Origin of the sequence: Microbulbifer taiwanensis (assembly GCF_014904815.1) — a bacterium.
Taxonomy (GTDB): Bacteria; Pseudomonadota; Gammaproteobacteria; order Pseudomonadales; family Cellvibrionaceae; genus Microbulbifer; species Microbulbifer taiwanensis.
In genome coordinates this window covers 116,053-134,026 of sequence record NZ_JACZFR010000007.1, presented here as the reverse complement: position 1 = coordinate 134,026, position 17,974 = coordinate 116,053, and the positions used below count along the sequence as shown (strand labels likewise).

General features: G+C 57.8%; 10 protein-coding genes. All 10 read left to right on the top strand.

Annotation, left to right across the window (positions count from 1 at the left end):
• The first annotated feature begins 530 nt into the window (after positions 1–530).
• The 10 genes from hsdR to IG627_RS02465 all read left to right on the top strand — a co-directional run bounded on the left by hsdR (position 531) and on the right by IG627_RS02465 (position 17,947).
• Positions 531–2,972, top strand: coding sequence for an EcoAI/FtnUII family type I restriction enzme subunit R (hsdR, locus tag IG627_RS02510; RefSeq protein ID WP_193189580.1), 2,442 nt, complete (start codon positions 531–533; stop codon positions 2,970–2,972).
• Between the two features lie 24 nt (positions 2,973–2,996).
• Complete coding sequence (locus tag IG627_RS02505; protein WP_193189578.1) at positions 2,997–4,778, top strand: type I restriction-modification system subunit M; 1,782 nt, start codon at positions 2,997–2,999, stop codon at positions 4,776–4,778.
• Entirely contained in the window at positions 4,775–5,845 is a 1,071-nt protein-coding gene (locus IG627_RS02500) for a PDDEXK nuclease domain-containing protein (RefSeq protein ID WP_193189576.1), read from the top strand. The genes IG627_RS02505 and IG627_RS02500 overlap by 4 nt, the downstream gene beginning before the upstream one ends.
• The gene (locus IG627_RS02495; protein ID WP_193189574.1) at positions 5,845–7,833 is read left to right on the top strand and encodes a restriction endonuclease subunit S; all 1,989 of its coding nucleotides are present in this window, start codon (positions 5,845–5,847) and stop codon (positions 7,831–7,833) included. Before IG627_RS02500 ends, IG627_RS02495 begins: the two co-directional genes overlap by 1 nt.
• A 1-nt stretch (position 7,834) precedes the next feature.
• Positions 7,835–9,583 (top strand): AAA family ATPase, encoded by a 1,749-nt coding sequence (locus IG627_RS02490; RefSeq protein ID WP_193189572.1) that lies wholly within the window; start codon positions 7,835–7,837, stop codon positions 9,581–9,583.
• Complete coding sequence (locus tag IG627_RS02485; protein ID WP_193189570.1) at positions 9,580–10,437, top strand: hypothetical protein; 858 nt, start codon at positions 9,580–9,582, stop codon at positions 10,435–10,437. Before IG627_RS02490 ends, IG627_RS02485 begins: the two co-directional genes overlap by 4 nt.
• Before the next feature lie 20 nt (positions 10,438–10,457).
• Positions 10,458–12,875 carry a TOTE conflict system archaeo-eukaryotic primase domain-containing protein gene (locus IG627_RS02480; RefSeq protein WP_193189568.1) on the top strand — a complete coding sequence of 806 codons (2,418 nt, stop codon included), beginning with the start codon at positions 10,458–10,460 and terminating at the stop codon, positions 12,873–12,875.
• 8 nt (positions 12,876–12,883) lie between these two features.
• Positions 12,884–14,062, top strand: a complete 1,179-nt coding sequence (locus IG627_RS02475; RefSeq protein WP_193189566.1) for a hypothetical protein — start codon at positions 12,884–12,886, stop codon at positions 14,060–14,062.
• 534 nt (positions 14,063–14,596) lie between these two features.
• Positions 14,597–15,352 carry an OmpW/AlkL family protein gene (locus IG627_RS02470; protein WP_193189564.1) on the top strand — a complete coding sequence of 252 codons (756 nt, stop codon included), beginning with the start codon at positions 14,597–14,599 and terminating at the stop codon, positions 15,350–15,352.
• A 135-nt stretch (positions 15,353–15,487) separates the two neighbouring features.
• Positions 15,488–17,947 carry an autotransporter family protein gene (locus tag IG627_RS02465; RefSeq protein WP_193189562.1) on the top strand — a complete coding sequence of 820 codons (2,460 nt, stop codon included), beginning with the start codon at positions 15,488–15,490 and terminating at the stop codon, positions 17,945–17,947.
• The last annotated feature ends 27 nt before the right edge of the window (positions 17,948–17,974 follow it).

The window sequence follows — 17,974 nt, the reverse complement described above, 5'->3', positions numbered from 1 at the left end:
CCTGCGGACAACCGCCCCGCACTGACAGCGCTGTCTTCACTGACTGCTTTCGCCCCTGTGCTGGCTCGACTACAACCCCGCACCCGTGCGTTACCTGGCGCCAGAGCGTGCCGCGGTGCCGGCTCCGAACACCTCAACTGGGGGTTACTTCGCTCGCGTGGACGGGTTTTGTGACGGGTTGGGAAAAAACAGCAAAAGGCATCCCCAGAAAATCAAAGGCTTAGGACAGCTTTTCGACTCCCGCCATCCCACCAATACCAACGACCCAGCGTCTCGCGACGGTGGGTCGTTTTATTTATGTCTCTTGGGAATCAATTAGCACTTCCAACCTTACCGTACCAATCATGCTCCGGTTTTGCCGGCTTCATTGCAGATGTTATATTCTGTGGGTTTCTGTAGGCGATACAGGCCCTTTCCTCGCGACAATGATCTGCAAGGATCGCATAGCATCCTTACCAATCCTATCGGGAATAACAAAAGATCGTTTAAGCAACACTGTGCACAAATAACAGGCAGGGAGAGCTGATAAAATGAATAAAAAAGAACTCTCTGAACGCGATATCTGCACCAAGTTTATCACTCCGGCCCTCCAACAAGCCGGCTGGCAGCAGCACCAGTTTCGAGAAGAAGTGAATTTGACCGATGGTCGAGTGATGGTCCGCGGCAAGCTCGCGGCGCGCATCCTCAATCCCAAAGTCAAAGGTGGCCCAAAGCGCGCCGATTACGTGCTCTATGCGCGCTCCAACCTGCCAATCGCAGTAATCGAGGCCAAGCAGGCACGCTTTTCAATCGGCCACGGGATGCAGCAGGCGCTGACCTACGCTGAAATGCTGGATGCTCCCTTTGCCGTCAGCAGCAACGGCGAGGGCTTCCTGCTCCACGACCGCACCGCTTTGACCCAGCCCATCGAGCGTGAGCTCAAACTCGACCAGTTCCCTACACTGGATGAACTATGGCAACTGTATCAGGAGTGGAAGGACCTCGCTGAAGCCGATGCCATACAACTTGTAGAACAGCCATTTCACACTGACGGCAGCGGCAAGGAACCTCGCTACTACCAGCGGGTAGCCATTAACCGCGCTATCGAAGCCATTGCTAAGGGCCAAGAGCGCGTGTTGCTGGTCATGGCCACCGGTACAGGCAAAACTTATACGGCCTTCCAGATCATCTGGCGACTATGGAAAGCCAAGACTCGGAAACGCATCCTGTTTTTGGCCGACCGCAACATCCTCGTCGACCAGACCATACAGCAGGATTTCGCCCCCTTCGGCGAGGTCATGCACAAGGTCACCAACCGCAAGGTAAAGAAGAACTACGAGATCTACCTCGCGCTCTACCAAGCCGTTACCGGGAAAGAAGAGTGGAAGCAGATTTATCGGCAATTCCCCACGGACTTCTTTGACCTGGTCGTCATCGACGAATGCCATCGCGGCAGCGCCGCAGACGATTCCGCCTGGCGCGAAGTACTCGACTATTTCAGCAGCGCCACGCACCTGGGGCTGACCGCCACACCCAGAGAGACGAAAGAGGCCAGCAACACCACCTACTTCGGGAACCCCATTTATACCTACTCGCTAAAACAGGGCATCGAGGATGGCTTCCTGGCTCCCTATAAGGTCATTCGCATCGCAACCGACGTCGATGCGGTGGGGTATACCCCCGAGAAAGGCAAGTTCGACAAGCTGGGCCAACTCGTGGAACAGCGCCAGTACAACACCAAAGACTTCGACCGCAATCTGGTACTGGAAAAGCGTACACAGCTAGTTGCCACTAAGGTCTGGGAATATCTCAAGGTCACCGATCCGATGGCAAAGACTATTGTGTTTTGCGACAACCAGGACCACGCAGAACGCATGCGGCAAGCGCTGGTAAAAATCATCCCGGCCGCCGCCAGTAACCGTCGCTATGTAATGCGCATCACTGGTGACGACAGGGAAGGCAAGGCCCAACTCTCCTACTTCATTGACAACGACGAGCCCTACCCGGTCATCGCCACCACCTCCAAGCTGCTGACCACCGGCGTCGACGCCAAGACCTGCAAGTTGATCGTGCTCGATCAGAACATCAACTCGATGACGGAATTCAAACAGATCATCGGTCGTGGCACCCGCCTGCGCGAGGACTATCAGAAGCTCTACTTCACCATCATAGACTTCAAAGGCGCCACACGCCTGTTCGCCGATCCAGACTTCGACGGCGAACCCACAGTGATCTACGAGCCCAAGGCAGACGACCCCGTAATCCCTCCGGATTCTATGGATGGGCCGAGCACCGATGAGCCGGAAGTTCCTCCCTATAGCCCGGACCCGATGGATAACGCCATACCAACTGGCGGCGATAGAAATGGAAACGCAGGTGAAGGCCGCACCAAGTACATTATCGACGACGTGGACGTGCGCCTGGCCGTGGAGCGCTCCCAATACCTGGATGCCGAGGGCAAACTGATCACCGAAGACTACCGAGTCCTGCTCAGGGGCGACATCAGAAGAGCACTGCAAGCTGAGTTCGGCAGCCTCAAGGACTTCCTGCGCCGGTGGAACAATGCCGAGCGCAAGCAGGCCGTGCTCGAGGAACTGGCCGAACACGGCGTCCCCCTTGCTGTGTTGCAACAGGCAATCCCCAATGGAGATGAGCTCGACGCATTCGACCTGGTGGCCCATGTCGCCTTCGATCAGGAACCGCTCACCCGGCGCGAGCGCGCCAACAACGTCAAAAAGCGGGACGTGTTCGGGAAGTATGGTGAACAGGCCCGCGCAGTACTGGAAGCCTTGCTGGACAAGTTTGCAGACCACGGCGTCCAGGACATAGAAGACGCAAAAGTGCTGGAGCTGCCCCCCTTTGATGGATTTGGCAGCAAGACACAAATCCGGCGCGGTATCTTTGGCGGTGTCGAACAATACACCCACGCCCTACATGAACTCGAACAGGCAATCTACAACACGCCGCAACGGCAACAGACCGAGCCGGCGTAATTTCAGGAATACGAGAACAACGAGATGAATCTCAGCAGTACCATCAAATCCATCCAGGACATTATGCGCAAGGACGACGGCGTCGACGGCGACGCCCAGCGCCTGGGTCAGCTTACCTGGATGCTTTTCCTCAAGGTGTTCGATCAGCGCGAAGAGGAGTGGGAAGACGACAATCCCAAATACCGCTCCCCCCTCCCCAGTGAATACCGCTGGCGCAACTGGGCCGCCTATGTGCCAGGCGTGGACGGCAAGAAAATGCCGCAGAGGCCCGGAATGGCCATCATCAATTTCGTCAATAACGATCTGTTTCCCACACTGAAGGAGCTGGATGCCAGTCGGAGCCCGCAGCACAAGGTGATCCGCAGCGTCTTCGAGGACGCCAACAACTACATGAAGTCCGGCACCCAGTTGCTGGCCGTGATCGAAAAACTGGAAGAGGCCATCGACTTCCACGACTTCAAGACCCGCGCCAACTTGGGGGATGTGTACGAGCAGCTGCTCAATGACTTGCGCGGCGCCGGCAATGCCGGCGAATTCTATACGCCGCGCGCCATCACCCAGTTTATGGTAGACAGAGTCAATCCAAGGCTGAAAAAGAAAGAGGTGGTGCTAGACCCGGCCTGCGGCACCGGTGGCTTCTTAACTGCCACGATTGACTACTTGCGGAATCAACGAACAACCAAGTCTGGCGTCAGGGAGCAACGCGCGATTGAGGCGGCCATCCGCGGCATCGAAAAAAAACAACTGCCACACCTGCTGTGCACCACCAATATGCTGCTGCACGGTATCGACGTCCCCAGCCAGGTAGAACACAGAAACACTCTGGGTAGAGCCTGGAACGACTGGGGCCGCGATGACAAGGTCGATTGTGTCATCACCAACCCGCCCTTTGGCGGTTACGAAGACGATGGCGCCGGCAGCGACTACCCGGCAAATCTGCGCACCCGCGAGACCGCCGATATGTTTATGGCGCTGATCGTCAAGAAGCTGCTGAAAGAAAACGGCCGCGCCGCCGTAGTGCTGCCGGACGGCTTCCTGTTCGGCGAGGGCATCAAGGCCACCCTGAAAGAACAGCTGCTGCGCGAGTGCAGACTGCACACCATAGTGCGCCTGCCCAAGGGCGTCTTCGCCCCCTACACCACCATCAAAACCAACCTGCTGTTCTTTACCAAGGGTGCCACGGTGGATGACGGCAGCGAGCACTTCCACACCGACACTATCTGGTTTCACGAACACCCCTACCCGCCGGGCTACAAGAGCTATTCCAAGACCAAACCCATCCGCTTCGAGGAATTCAAACCCGAGCAGGATTGGTGGGGCTCGGAGGACAACGACTTCGCCGACCGGGTGGAAAATGAATTCGCCTGGAAGCTAGACTTCAAGGCCAAGCGCGAAACGGCCGTGTCCGCGGCCAGGCCACACTGGGATCGCGCAGAGGCATTGAACAATGAGGCCTCGCTCCTGGAAACGCAGATACGCGAGCTGCGGGACTCCATCAAGGGAGTCAGCACCAAGAAAAAGCGCAAGCCGGTCGAAGACGAGATAGCCGAACTGCGCGACAAGGCCGACGTCCTGCGCCTCCAGGCCCGCGACGCCCAAGCTGCCGGCGATCGCCTCTACTGGCCCATCTACAACCTCGATCAGAAAAACCCTAATGCGCCAGCAGAGGAGAGCCACGACCCCGATATCCTGCTGGAGAAGTACAAGACCCTCTTGGGAGAAATCGAGGAGACCGAAAACCGCCTGAAGAGTGAACTGGCAGCCGCACTGGCGCATCACTTTGTTGCAGAGGCCACCGCGGAATGAGCTCAGGAAAGAAACCGGCCCCAGCGGCAGCCCAGCAACGACTACTGGGCGATATCCGCCAGCTGATCGAACAGAGCCGCCGCCAGCTCGCCCGCACCGTCAACAGCGCGCTGACCATGCTCTACTGGCATATCGGCCAGCGCATCCGGCGCGAAGTGCTGCAGGGCGACCGCGCCGCCTACGGCGAGCAGATAGTCCCCGCCCTGGCGGGGCAGCTGCAGGCCGAGTACGGGCGCGGCTTCTCTGTCAAGAACCTGCGCCATATGCTGCGCTTTGCAGAAGTCTTCCCCACCGAGGAGATTGTCTCCGCGGTGCGGAGACAATTGAGCTGGACCCATATCAAGACCCTGATCTATATCGAAGACCCGCTCAAGCGCGACTTCTACCTGCAAATGTGCCAGCAGGAGCGCTGGAGCACCCGCACCCTGCAGGAGCGCCTGGACTCCATGCTCTTCGAGCGCACCGCCCTCTCCCAACAACCGGACCAACTGTTGAACCGGGAACTGGCCGCCCTGCGCGACAATGGCGACCTGAGCCCTGCGCTGGTATTGAAAGATCCCTATGTGCTGGACTTCCTGGGCCTGCGCGACCGCTACCTGGAAAAAGACCTGGAAGACGCCATACTGCGCGAGCTGGAACTCTTTCTACTGGAGCTGGGAGCCGGCTTCACCTTCGTGGCGCGGCAAAAGCGCATCCAGATCGACAACGACGACTTCTATATAGACCTGCTGTTCTACAACCGCCGCCTCAAGCGCCTAGTGGCCATCGATCTCAAGCTCGGCGACTTCAAGGCCGCCGACAAGGGGCAGATGGAGCTCTACCTGCGCTGGCTGGCCAGACACGAACGGGAACAGGGCGAGGAGCCGCCACTGGGCATCATTCTGTGCAGCGGCAAAAAGAAAGAGCAGATAGAACTGCTGGAACTGGACGCCAGCGGTATTCACGTGGCCGAGTACCTGACCGTACTGCCACCCAGGGAAGTACTGCAGGCCAAGTTGCACGAGGCCGTAGAGCGCTCGCGGGCGCGACTGGCAAGAAATCAAGATATTGGGGAGGAAGACGCCTGATGGACGCTCAGCAGTTTTTGGCGGAATTTGGGCATATTGTTAACGCGCCGGGAGGCATAGCCCAGCTAAGGGAGATGATTTACCAGCTTGCTGTAACGGGCTCTCTCTCAACTAGACGCGATCAGGATTCTGATGTTGAAATTTTGCTGGCAGATATCGAACAGGTGCGTCAACGTCTGATCCGTGAGAAAAAATACAAGCGAATAAAGAAGCTTGAAAATGAACCTGTCCAACCTCCGCTCGAGTTTAAAATTCCAGAATCCTGGCGCTGGACTCGATTGCTGGACGTTGGAGAGATCAGCCCAAGGAACGACGCCCCGGATGACAGCCTGGTGGCGTTTGTACCAATGAGTGGCATCCCGCAAACTCATCTCGGAGCGCTTTTTGTCGAGATAAAACAGTGGAGCAAAATCAAGAAAGGCTATACTCATTTTTCCAATCATGACGTAGTGCTGGCTAAAATCACTCCGTGTTTTGAGAATGGCAAATCAGCTGTCATCACAGATCTTCGAAGTGATCTAGGTATTGGAGCTGGATCTACGGAACTCCATGTATTTCGCCCGATACACGACGGTGTCCTGCCTACTTACGTCTACCTTTTTCTCCGCTCTCCACTTTTTGTTGCTGAAGGCAAGGAGAGTATGACAGGCACCGCTGGTCAGAAACGACTTCCCACAGACTATTTTGCTACTCGGGCGTTTCCACTGCCACCACTCGAAGAGCAAACGCGTATCGTCGCCAAGGTCGATGAGCTGATGGCCCTATGCGACAAGCTGGAAGCGCAGCAACAAGAGCACCGCAAGCTGCAAAACGCCCTGCGCCAATCCACCCTGCGAGCAGTCTCCAGTGCCGAAAGTCCGCACGAACTTCAGGATTCCTGGGCACGGCTGGAAGCAAATTTCGAGCAGCTATTTAGTGCACCGGAGGATGTAGATGAACTGCGAAACCTTGTGCTTGACCTTTCAATTCACGGTTTACTTTCCGAGAAAGACGACAATGATGAATCCGTAGAGCTATTCACAGAACGCTGCATCAGCGGAAAATCTGATCGACTTTCTGCAGGAAAGATGAAACGTAAAGCTGCCAAAGCAACTGACGTTACTCAGCTGGATATTAACCTTCCCGAACACTGGCAACGTATCCCATTAGATGCACTCTTTCAGTTTATTGATTATCGAGGAAAAACTCCGCCCAAAACTAGCTCAGGAGTTACCCTTATCACGGCTAAGAACGTGCGCTCAGGGCAATTGAACAAAGATCCTAAGGAATACATTTCAGAAGAATCTTATAGAGTATGGATGACTCGCGGATATCCCAGAATAGGAGATTTGCTTTTTACTACCGAGGCACCCTTAGGAAATGTTGCACTGATCGAGAATGACCCGAAATTCGCGTTGGCACAACGCATTATTGATCTACAGCCATTCGCTGATCTCAATACGCGCTGTGCGATGAATTTTATGTTGTCACCCACTTTTCAAAAGCTACTTATAGACAATTCGACGGGAATGACAGCAAAGGGCATCAAGGCGGCGAAGCTAAAGCAGCTTGAGTTGCCAATTCCACCGCTTGAGGAGCAAGATCGTATTGTGGATCGAGTTGAGAAATTAATGCATATCTGTGGTGCGCTGGAATCCCAACTCCACCAAACTAAGGAGCTTTCTGACCGGTTAGCTAGCACAGCTGTGGCAGCTCTCACCGGCATCAGTACCGAACAAGAAGAGGAAAAACCCGTGAAAGCCCCGCAAACCGAACTGATATCACCTCTGCGCCTGGGACAGACACCGGATATCAAGTCCCGGGCGCCGCTGGCCACCCTCCTCGCCCGACACAGCGGCGAGATGATGGCCAAAGACCTGTGGCAGCGTTTCGGCGGCGAGATTGACGCCTTCTATGCGCAACTGAAAACCGAGGTCTACCACGGCTGGATTCAGGAACCCGCGCCGGCCGAGATGCGCGAAGTATTCGCCGAAGGGGCTGGGGTTTAAGATGCAGCTGCTGCGCCTGGAAATTCCGCTTTTCCGCAACCTGCGCGGACTGCAGATGGATTTCGCCACCCACTTGGAGCCAACGCCGGGTCATACCGACGCGCCACGCAAGACCATCCGCAGCCACGCGCTGATCGGCCAGAATGGCACCGGCAAGTCCAACCTGATCGAGGCGCTGATCACCATCTTCCGCGATATCGACCTGGACCGGGACGCCACCCTCGACTATACACTGGAATACAGCATTCGCGACCGCATCGTGCGCATCCAGGCGGACTCTGCCAGGCAGAAGCGCCCCTTCGTGTGGGTGGACGGCGAGGCCGAATCCCAGGGCTATCTGCTCAAAAACCGCGAGCTGCTGCCCTCGCATATCTTTGCCTACTACTCTGGCCGCAACGAGCGTATCGAGACGCTGTTTCAGGAACACCAGCGCCGCTTCAACCGCCGCCAGGAGATTACGGCCGAGGAAAAACTCAGCGAAGAAGCGCTCGCCAGCCTGTACCACCAAGGGGAATTCGACGCGGACGCCGCCGCCAGGCTGCGCGAGGATATCGAAAGCCGCGCGCGGCGCTCCGGTGACGACCGCCTGCGCCGCCTCTTCTACTGTCGCGGGGGACACAGCCAGTTGGTACTGCTGGCCTGCCTGCTGTCGGACGACCCAGTGTTCCAGAAGGTACTGGCCAATCTGCATATAGAAAGGCTGGAGTCCGCACTGTTCGTACTGAAAGAACCGCACCGCCTGCGAGAGAAGCGCAGGAATGGCAAGTTCGACGAACAGGAGTTGAGCGAGGGCGACCCGCGCTTCTGGTACGCACGCGGCAATGTGGTCAATGAATTCCTCGACAAGCTGTGGCAGGTGGCCTGGTCCCCCATCGAGCAGGAGGCCAGCAAGCAGATCGACTTTCGAGGCCGTACCGAAAAACAGAAACAGCTCTATTTGTTTGTACCCAGCCACGAAAAACTCAGGGAGCTGGGTGAGCTGGCAGGTAGTACCGACAGTTTCTTTCGCTACGCCGAGGGTGCCTATATCGGCGACCTGATCGAGGAGGTGCGCATCACCGTCAGGAAGAGCGACAAGCAAGGTGGCGATGTGGGTTTTACCCAGCTTTCGGAAGGCGAACTGCAAATGCTCACCGTGCTCGGCCTGATGCGCATCACCCGCGAGGACCACTGCCTGTTCCTGCTGGACGAACCAGACACCCACCTGAACCCCATCTGGAAGCTGCGCTACTTCGATGAAATCGAGGGAGTACTTGGGACTGATAAAGCTGCACTACAGGGCGAATCGCAGGTCCTGATCACCACCCACGACCCAATAATGGTGGGCAGTCTCAAGCGTGACCAAGTGCACATCCTGCGCCGCGACGATGAGCGCTCGGTGGTGGATATTCCGGAGGAACACCCGCAAGGCATGGGCGTTACCGGCCTGCTCAAGAGCGAACTCTTTGGCCTTTCATCCACGCTGGATGCGGAAACCGAGCGGCGGCTGTTCCGTCGCAACGAGCTGTTTGTCAAATCACCTCGCACGCCTGAGGAAGATGCAGAACTCAGCCGTCTGAGTACAGAACTGGCCGATCTTGGCTTTTCCACCGCCGACTTCCGCGACCCGGATTACGCGCTGTTCGTACGCAAGATGGCAGAGCACCGCCGCTTCCGCAAACCCACACTCACGCCGGAAGAACAGGTCGAACAGGACCGCATTGCCGACGAAATCATCGACGAAATCCTGCGCGAGGAGGCCGACCAGTGATCTGGATCGATTTGGAAAACAGGCTGCCTACCGACACCGACATTCCCGGTTGGGAGCCGTGGACCCAAGAGCAGTGGCAGGCATGGCAGGCCAAGTCGGAGCAGCTGGTAGCCGAGCTGGCCGCCCTAGACAATGCAGGCAAGCGCGAAGAGCGCAACGTGCTGATCGACCAACACAGCGCCCACTGGGGTGCCTTGAAGGAGTGGCTGCTGGCGCTTTCCGCCAAAAAGTGCTGGTTTTCGGAAGTGCGAGAGCTCTATTCGCACTACGATGTGGAACACTTCCGTCCCAAAAAGGAAGCCAAGGCGCTGGACGGAAGTCAGCGGGACGGCTACTGGTGGCTGGCCTTCGATTACATGAACTTCCGAGCTTGCGGTAATGTCGGCAATCGCAAGAAAGGTGGCTGGTTTCCGCTGAAAGACAATTCCCACTGTTCAAGCTACGACGCCCCCTGCGAAGAGTCCGAAGCCCGCTACCTGCTCGATCCCATCGACGATGACGATGTATCGCTGATTGCTTTCGATGAAGAAGGTAAGGTAATTCCCATGCCCGATTCGTCCGAGTGGGAACAAGAGCGCGTCATTGAAACCGTCAAGCGGTTGAAACTCAACGAACACGCCCCCTTGACCGAGGCTCGCCGCAAAGTGTGGCAGAGGGTGGACCGCTTAATCGAAGACTATCAGCTTGCCAAGCAGCGTTGCGGTTCCGGTAATAACCCGGCGGCCAAAGAGAGACTAATTCAGATACGTAACCGCATTCGAGAATTGATTAGCCCAACTGCCGAGCTGTCATCCGTTGCGCGCTGGTGCTTGATCCTCCGAAACGATGCGCGGCTGTTGAAGCTTGTAGGATAAATACGACTCTCGATATTGACATGGATCATGACAAGAGCAAGCCTGAAAAGGTTGGGCCATATACGCACAATGATGAACTCCAACAACTACGCAAAGAGATTACCCGCCTCAAGGCACTGCTGAACCGCCACGGTATCACCTGGGAGGAGTCGCCTGTTGCTGAGCAAGCAGCGATACCGTCGCAACCTATACCCGCCAACTCCCATTTCACCACCGCCGAAAAAGTTGCGCTGTTCCGCCGCCTGTTCCGGGGGCGCACCGATGTCTACCCACTGCGCTGGGAATCCGCCAAGGGCAAATCCGGCTATTCACCGGCCTGCGGCAACGAGTGGCGACCCGGCATCTGCCACAAGCCCAAGGTCAAATGCGGCGACTGCCGCCAGCGCCTGCTGCTGCCAGTGACCGATCAGGTGATCTACGATCACTTGGCTGGGAAACAGACCATCGGCGCCTATCCGCTCGCAGCCGACGAAAGCTGTTATTTCCTTGCGGCCGATTTCGACAAGGCCGACTGGCGCGAGGATGCCCGGGCTTTCATGACGTCCTGCCGAGAGCTGGCGATACCGGCGGCACTGGAGATCTCCCGCTCGGGCAACGGCGCCCATGTGTGGATATTCTTTGCCGAGCCAGTGCCCGCCCGTCAGGCCCGGCAACTGGGCGCCGCGCTGATCAGCCACACCTGCGAGCGCACCCGGCAGCTGTCTCTGGAAAGCTACGACCGCCTTTTCCCCAATCAGGACACACTGCCCAAGGGCGGTTTCGGCAACCTGATCGCGCTTCCCCTGCAGAGAGTGCCGCGCCAATTGGGGCGTAGTGTATTCGTCGATGAAGGCTTGGAACCCTATCCGGATCAGTGGGCCTTTCTCGCGTCGGTCCAGCCGCTCTCCAGAGCTGAGCTGGAGGAGACTACCCTGCGTGCCAGTGGCGGGCGGCACCCGCTCGATGTAGCCTTTGCTGTGGAAGGCGAAGACAACAAACCATGGCAGCGTCTTGCAGCCGCTCTGGAAATGGCTTCCGAGCCGTTGCCTGAATCCCTGCCACTGGTACTGGCCAACCAGATCTTCATCCCCAAGGCCGACCTGCCCCAACCGTTGGCCAATCGCCTGATCCGACTCGCGGCTTTCCAAAATCCGGAATTCTACAAAGCTCAAGCCATGCGCCTGCCGGTTTGGAACAAACCTCGTATTATCGACTGCGCCGAGAATTATCCCCAACATATCGGTCTGCCGAGAGGCTGCCTTGATGCCGTGTCTGACTTATTGGACGAACACTGCATCCGCCCCGAGATTCGGGATGAACGCCAGTCGGGACACAAGGTGCAAGCCAAGTTCACCGGTAAGCTACGCAAGGACCAGAAAGCAGCAGTGAGGGAGATGCTCAGACATGAATCCGGAGTGCTCTGCGCCCCCACTGCCTTTGGCAAGACGGTCACCGCCGCGGCACTGATCGCGCGGCGTAAAGTCAGCACCCTTATTCTGGTACACCGCACCGAGTTGCTAAATCAGTGGCGGGAGCGGCTAAACAGTTTTCTTGAAATTTCCCAAGGAAGCCTCGGGACTATCGGCGGCGGCAAGAAGAAACCTTCGGAAGATATTGACATCGCCATCATGCAGTCGCTGTCGCGCAAGGATGAAGAAGACCTGGAAACGCTGCTGGACAAGTACGGGCAGATTATCATCGACGAATGCCACCACCTGTCGGCATTCTCCTTTGAGTCGATCCTCAAGCGGGCCAAGGTCCGATTTATACTCGGGCTGACCGCCACACCAGTGCGGCGCGACGGCCACCAGCCGATCATCTTTATGCAGTGCGGCCCCATCCGCCACAGTGCCGCCAGGCCGGAGGCCGCACCGGCGCAGCTGGAGGTCTGGCCCAAATATCTTTCCTCTCCGGAAATTCCACCAGAGTCGCCGATTCAGGATGTATTCCGTATTCTCGCCAGTGATGCCGTGCGTAATAGGCGCATTGCCGAGGATGTGCTGGCCGCCTATCGCGAGGGCCGTAAGGTACTGCTACTCAGCGAGCGCACGGACCACTTGCCGCTGCTGCTGCGAGCTCTGGGTGACGAGGTCGAACACTGCTATGTCCTGCATGGTCGTCTATCCAAAAAGCAGAGGGCAGCGGTATTGTCCGAATTGGATTCTCTGGACGAATCCGCTCCGCGCGTCCTTCTCGCCACCGGCCGCCTGATCGGCGAAGGCTTCGATCATCCGCCACTGGATACGCTGGTCCTGGCCATGCCGATTTCTTGGAGAGGAACATTGCAGCAATATGCCGGCCGCCTGCACCGGGAGCACTTCGAAAAACAGGACGTGCGTATCTACGATTACGCAGAGCCCGACCAACCCCAGCTCGCCCGCATGTGGGACAAACGCCAGCGCGGTTACCGGGCTATGGGCTATCTGATCAAACCGACGGCCCCTCTTTTTTCCGAGTGATAGAAACCATGAGTGAATACCAATACTACGAATTTGCCGCCATCGACCGGCCACTCTCCAACAAACAACAGTCCGAACTGCGCGCCTGTTCCACCCGCGCAACCATCACCGCCACCGGCTTTGCCAACGAATATCACTGGGGCGACCTGAAGGGCGATCCGCAGGCTTGGATGCGGGACTATTTCGACGCACACGTGTATTTCGCCGACTGGGGAACTTGCAGTCTGCTGCTGCGCCTGCCGCGACCGGCGCTGAAGACATCTGTCCTGACTGAATTCACCCAAACCGCTCCCGCCGGGAAGCAGCTGTGCTACTGGAGCTCCTTCGAGTCCTGCGCAACCCCCGATCACTGGATACTGGGCTGGCATTTTCAGGATGAGGAACACGAGCACGAGCACTTCTGGAGCGAAATGATCGGCTCCGGTTGGCTCGGGCGCCTGCTGCCGCTACGTGAAGAATTGTTGCGCGGCGATACTCGCCCGCTGTACCTGGGCTGGCTGGCGGGCGTCTGCACAGGCGAAATCGACGCTGGCGAACCAGAACCGCCGCTGCCCCCGGGCCTGCAAACCCTGAGTGCCGCGCAGACGGCGCTGCTGGACTTCCTGATGATTGACCCGGACTGGCTCGCCGCCGCGGCCGCCGCCAGCCCTTCAATCGAAAACCCCGCAGCCACTGCGAATATGGATGCCTGGCTTGAAACCCAGCCCGCAAGCAAGCTGCTCGGCGCGTTGCGCCTGGTGCTGGAGGGGAAAAGCCAGGAGGCGGAACGCTCGCTGCGCGGGGACTTCCTCGTATGGCTACGCGCTCGGTCGTCGACACATCACACGCCTCCTCGCCGGACGGTGGCGGAGATCGCAAAAGGCAAGGAGCAAGTACGCGCCCGGCGTCTGGAAAGGGAGCACGAGGAGCACGCCGCGCTGGAGGCCAAGCGCCGCGCCGAACGCGAGAAACACCTCGCCCAGATCGCCCGCACACCGGGAAGCACCTGGGCGGCAATAGGCAAAATACTGGAGCGCGGCTCGGGTACAGCCTACGACCAGGCCCTGCAGCAGGCAAAGGAACTGTACGAGGCACAGACCGCGGCCGGGCGGGAACAGGATTTCCGCAAGGGACTAGCCAAATTACTACGCGGCCACGGCCGGCGCGCCGCCTGGGTAAGACGGCTGGCGAAGGCCGGGCTCCTGTAGAAAGCCAAAGCATGAGCAACTCCCAAACTCATCCCTTTTGAGGCACTTAGCGTGCCGTCGAATTGGAGAGGTGGGGCGCTGACTACCAGGACATGAAGGTTCCTGCCTTCTTGACCATCACCCTGACCTCACCCAGCGGCGAGTTCCTGTTCAGCCTGGTAAGCGGTGAGCCGATCAAGCGTCAGGAAATATGGGACAACGAGACACGCTTCGATTTCTCGTGGTCCGGATTCGAAGAATGGAACCCGCCAGCGGGCGCGAATGGCGGCTCCTTGACGAGGAGCTCGCCCAGGACCGTAATTACTTTTATATGGAGGACAATTCTGGCATTACTATCGAGCGTCAATATTGCCCCCACGCCCCTGGCGCCATTCCAATCCGGCCCAGAACAAATATCCAACACAATCGTCCCGGCCTGCTACTTTTTAGTGTTACTTCAAGAGCGATTCCGTCGCCTCTACCGACGATCAAAATCGCCGACAAGCAAATGGATAAGTTGCTGTTCGCACACCGAACCTGTAGATGGAGCTAGTCATGAAATGGATGCGATTTTCTGCCGCCTTTTTTATAAGCCTTTTGACAATATTGCCACCGGTTGCCAATGCACAGCAGGACTGGCGGCGGGTCGACTGGGGCGACATCATCGTTCGCATCGGCGGCAGCTATATTCACCCGGATGACGAATCCACATCACTGAAATTCCGCGTTCTGCAACATTGGGATCTCTACAACTCCACCTGGGAGATAGACAGCGCCAAGACCTGGCAGATCTCCGGCGTCTGGCGGCCGATGGAGTACTGGGGCGTGGAGCTGATGCATATCAACGGCGCCGATTACGATGTGGACCTGGACAACTTCACTGGCATTCCCGGCCACGAACTGATCGAGCTCGGCGACTTCAAGGCCTCCTCCACCCTCGCCTTCGTCAACTGGTATCTCCTCGATTCCACCTGCCTGGGGCGCCCCTATATCGGGGTCGGGATCAACTACACCGATTTCCATGATGTGGATATCAGCCGCGAGTTTAACGATTTCCTGATCAATTCAGACCTGGCCACCGGCAGGGCGGACTTCAACATCGGTCACTCCTGGGACTGGGCGGTGCAGGCCGGCATCGACTTCAGTTTCAACCGACATTTTCCCCTGCTGGCCAACGCCTCCGTTCTCTACTTCCTGGCGGATACCGATGCCAGGGTCACCTTCCCCACAGAACTCGGACAGAACCGCTTATACGCTCAATTCGACTACGACCCCTGGGTTTTCAACCTGGGAGTCGGCTTCAAGTTCTGACCATATCAGCCTCCAAATTCGCGGACAGGAAAGGTGGCGGCAGGATCAAAATAATCAGCTAATTTGTATGGCTAGACGGATTCGTTTGGATCTCTATCCAAACGGCAATTGCCACGGATAAATGCAGGAATAAGCGTGGGCACGATTTACAGAAATACCGGCACCATCAAAACCTGGCTTTCCATGGGTTTCTGCGCCGTTGCTGTACTCACCTCTGTCGGCGAGCGCGCCTGGGCCGAGTGCAGCCCGGGTAATACCGGCACCGCCGGCGCCGACCAGATCCTCTGTGACAAGGACAACGACGCCGAAGGCGCCGATGTGGAGACCTTTGGCGGCGATGACACCCTGGACCTGAATGGCGGGACCATGGGCACCGTCAATACTGGCGACGGCGACGACACCATCAATATCGGTGGCGCCGACGACGATATAACCGAGCCTCCAGACCCGGACGAAATCGACGAAGCAGAGGAGGAGGAGGAGGAGGATTTCGATCCGGGTGAACTTGAACTCAACGAAGTGATCATCGAAGTCGGCATCGATGCCGGCGCGGGCAACGACACCATTATCATGGACAACCGACAGGCCGATGTAGGGACCTTTTTGGGCGGCGGCGGCATAGACGGCGGCAGCGGCGACGACACCATAGAGCTTCTGGATGGCCTGGCCTTCCACGTCTGGGGCGGTGACGGCAATGACAATATCGTCCTGGACGGCGGTTTTGTCTTCAACTACATAGACGGCGGCGACGGCGACGACATCATCCACTGGGACGAGGGCATCGCCAACGAAGTGCGCGGCGGCAATGGCTCCGACCAACTCCGCATTGATGCCTTCTCCTACGAGAGCGAAGCGATACTGGACGGCGGCGACGATGTCCACGCCGGTGACGGCTATATCGATACCCTGTTTTTTATTCTCGACTACAAACAGGATGCCAGCCTGCTGCGCAATTGGGAACGCGTCGTTATCTGGGGCAGCTCCAAGATGGAGTTTTCCGGGAGTCTCGATGTCGGCGGCGGCGTGGATGCCGACGGCAACGACCTTGGTTTGGATATATTGTTCGGCGGCCTGGTGCAGTTTATTCCGCGGCACTTTGTCGTCACCGGCAATATCGCCAATGCCGGCACCCTGGACCTGGGTTTCAACGGCCGCTTCGATACCCTGACGCTAAGCAAGGACGCGAGCGGCCGTTACGGCGATTACATCGGTAAGGACGGCCGCTTGTGGCTAGATGTGCGACTGAACGCCGACGACTCTCCCGCGGACCTGTTCAAAATTCAAGGCAGCACCTCCGGGCAGACGTTTATCCGCGTCACCAACCGCCATGGTATCGGCGCCGTCACCAGTGGCGACGGCATCAAACTGGTGCAGGTCGACGGCAATTCCGCCGAGGGAGCCTTTGTACTGGACGGCGACTTCATCGCCAAGGACGGGCAGCCGGCAGCCGTCGGCGGTGCCTACGCCTACACATTGCATCACAACGGAAAATCGGACACGGAAGACGGTGACTGGTACCTGCGCTCACTGGCGGTCCACCCGGAGTTCTCGGAGGAGGGAGAGGTGGCCCGCTGGCAGCCGGGCGCGGTGATGTACGAGACCTATCCCCAGCTGCTGCGCTCCCTGAACCAGCCCACCAGTCTGCGCAGCCGCGTGGGCAACCGCTTCTGGATGGGCTCCAGCTACAAGGATGTCAGCAACTGCGACTACGCCACTTCGGTGGAGCGGGCCATTGATGGCGGCGGTGCCTGGGTACGCGCCGGCGCCCGCAAGATAGAAGTGGACCCGATGGAATCGACCAGCCGCACACACTGGGAGCAGGACTATTTCCGGCTGCAGCTGGGTGTCGATGTGCCGCTCAATTTCACCATGATAGGCACCCAGCCGATCGCCAGCGTCGCACTGCACTATGGCGATTCGGAAAATGACCTGGAGTCCTTTTATGGCGATGGCAATATCGATGTTAAGGGCTACGGCGTAAGCGGTTTTATGACCTGGTACGGCACCCAGGGCACCTACTTCGATGCGCAGTTACTGTTGAACTGGTTCGATTCCGATATTACCGCTTCCGACCTTCGCGACCTGCAAAAGGGGGAGGACGCCTTCGGCTACGCCTTCTCCCTCGAGGCGGGGCGCAGCTTCAAATTGCGCAATCTCTATTCCATCACGCCGCAGGCACAACTGATCTACTCGAAGGAGGAGGCGGACGACCTCCACGATTCCTACGGGGTAGAGGTCACCGATATCAATAACAATGGCTACTTGGTGCGACTCGGCGCAACCTTGGAAAAGCGCGTCAGCCGGCGCAAGTCCAGCCGCAATATGTACGGCGAAATTCCGCTCGAGCGATTCAGCTACTACGTCACCCCCAGCGTCATCTACAACAGCGACCAGGAGACAAGTGTCACCGTTTCCGGCACACGACTGCACCAGCAGCCGGACGATTGGCTCGGCGAACTGGTGATCGGCGCCACCTACGACGAGTGCGGCGACAATTGCTCCATCTACGGGGAAATCTATTTCTCCAGCAGCCTGGACAACTTTGGCGATAGCGAAGGCGGTGGTCTGGAGTTCGGCTTCCGCTACAAGTGGTAACCGGCAACAAATCGTAAGCCGTCTAGA

What these genes read in the sequence shown, in the direction of transcription:
- hsdR (WP_193189580.1), top strand. Translation starts at nt 531, where the DNA reads ATGAATAAAAAAGAACTCTCTGAACGCGATATCTGCACCAAGTTTATC.
- IG627_RS02505 (WP_193189578.1), top strand. Translation starts at nt 2,997, where the DNA reads ATGAATCTCAGCAGTACCATCAAATCCATCCAGGACATTATGCGCAAG.
- IG627_RS02500 (WP_193189576.1), top strand. Translation starts at nt 4,775, where the DNA reads ATGAGCTCAGGAAAGAAACCGGCCCCAGCGGCAGCCCAGCAACGACTA.
- IG627_RS02495 (WP_193189574.1), top strand. Translation starts at nt 5,845, where the DNA reads ATGGACGCTCAGCAGTTTTTGGCGGAATTTGGGCATATTGTTAACGCG.
- IG627_RS02490 (WP_193189572.1), top strand. Translation starts at nt 7,835, where the DNA reads ATGCAGCTGCTGCGCCTGGAAATTCCGCTTTTCCGCAACCTGCGCGGA.
- IG627_RS02480 (WP_193189568.1), top strand. Translation starts at nt 10,458, where the DNA reads ATGGATCATGACAAGAGCAAGCCTGAAAAGGTTGGGCCATATACGCAC.
- IG627_RS02475 (WP_193189566.1), top strand. Translation starts at nt 12,884, where the DNA reads ATGAGTGAATACCAATACTACGAATTTGCCGCCATCGACCGGCCACTC.
- IG627_RS02470 (WP_193189564.1), top strand. Translation starts at nt 14,597, where the DNA reads ATGAAATGGATGCGATTTTCTGCCGCCTTTTTTATAAGCCTTTTGACA.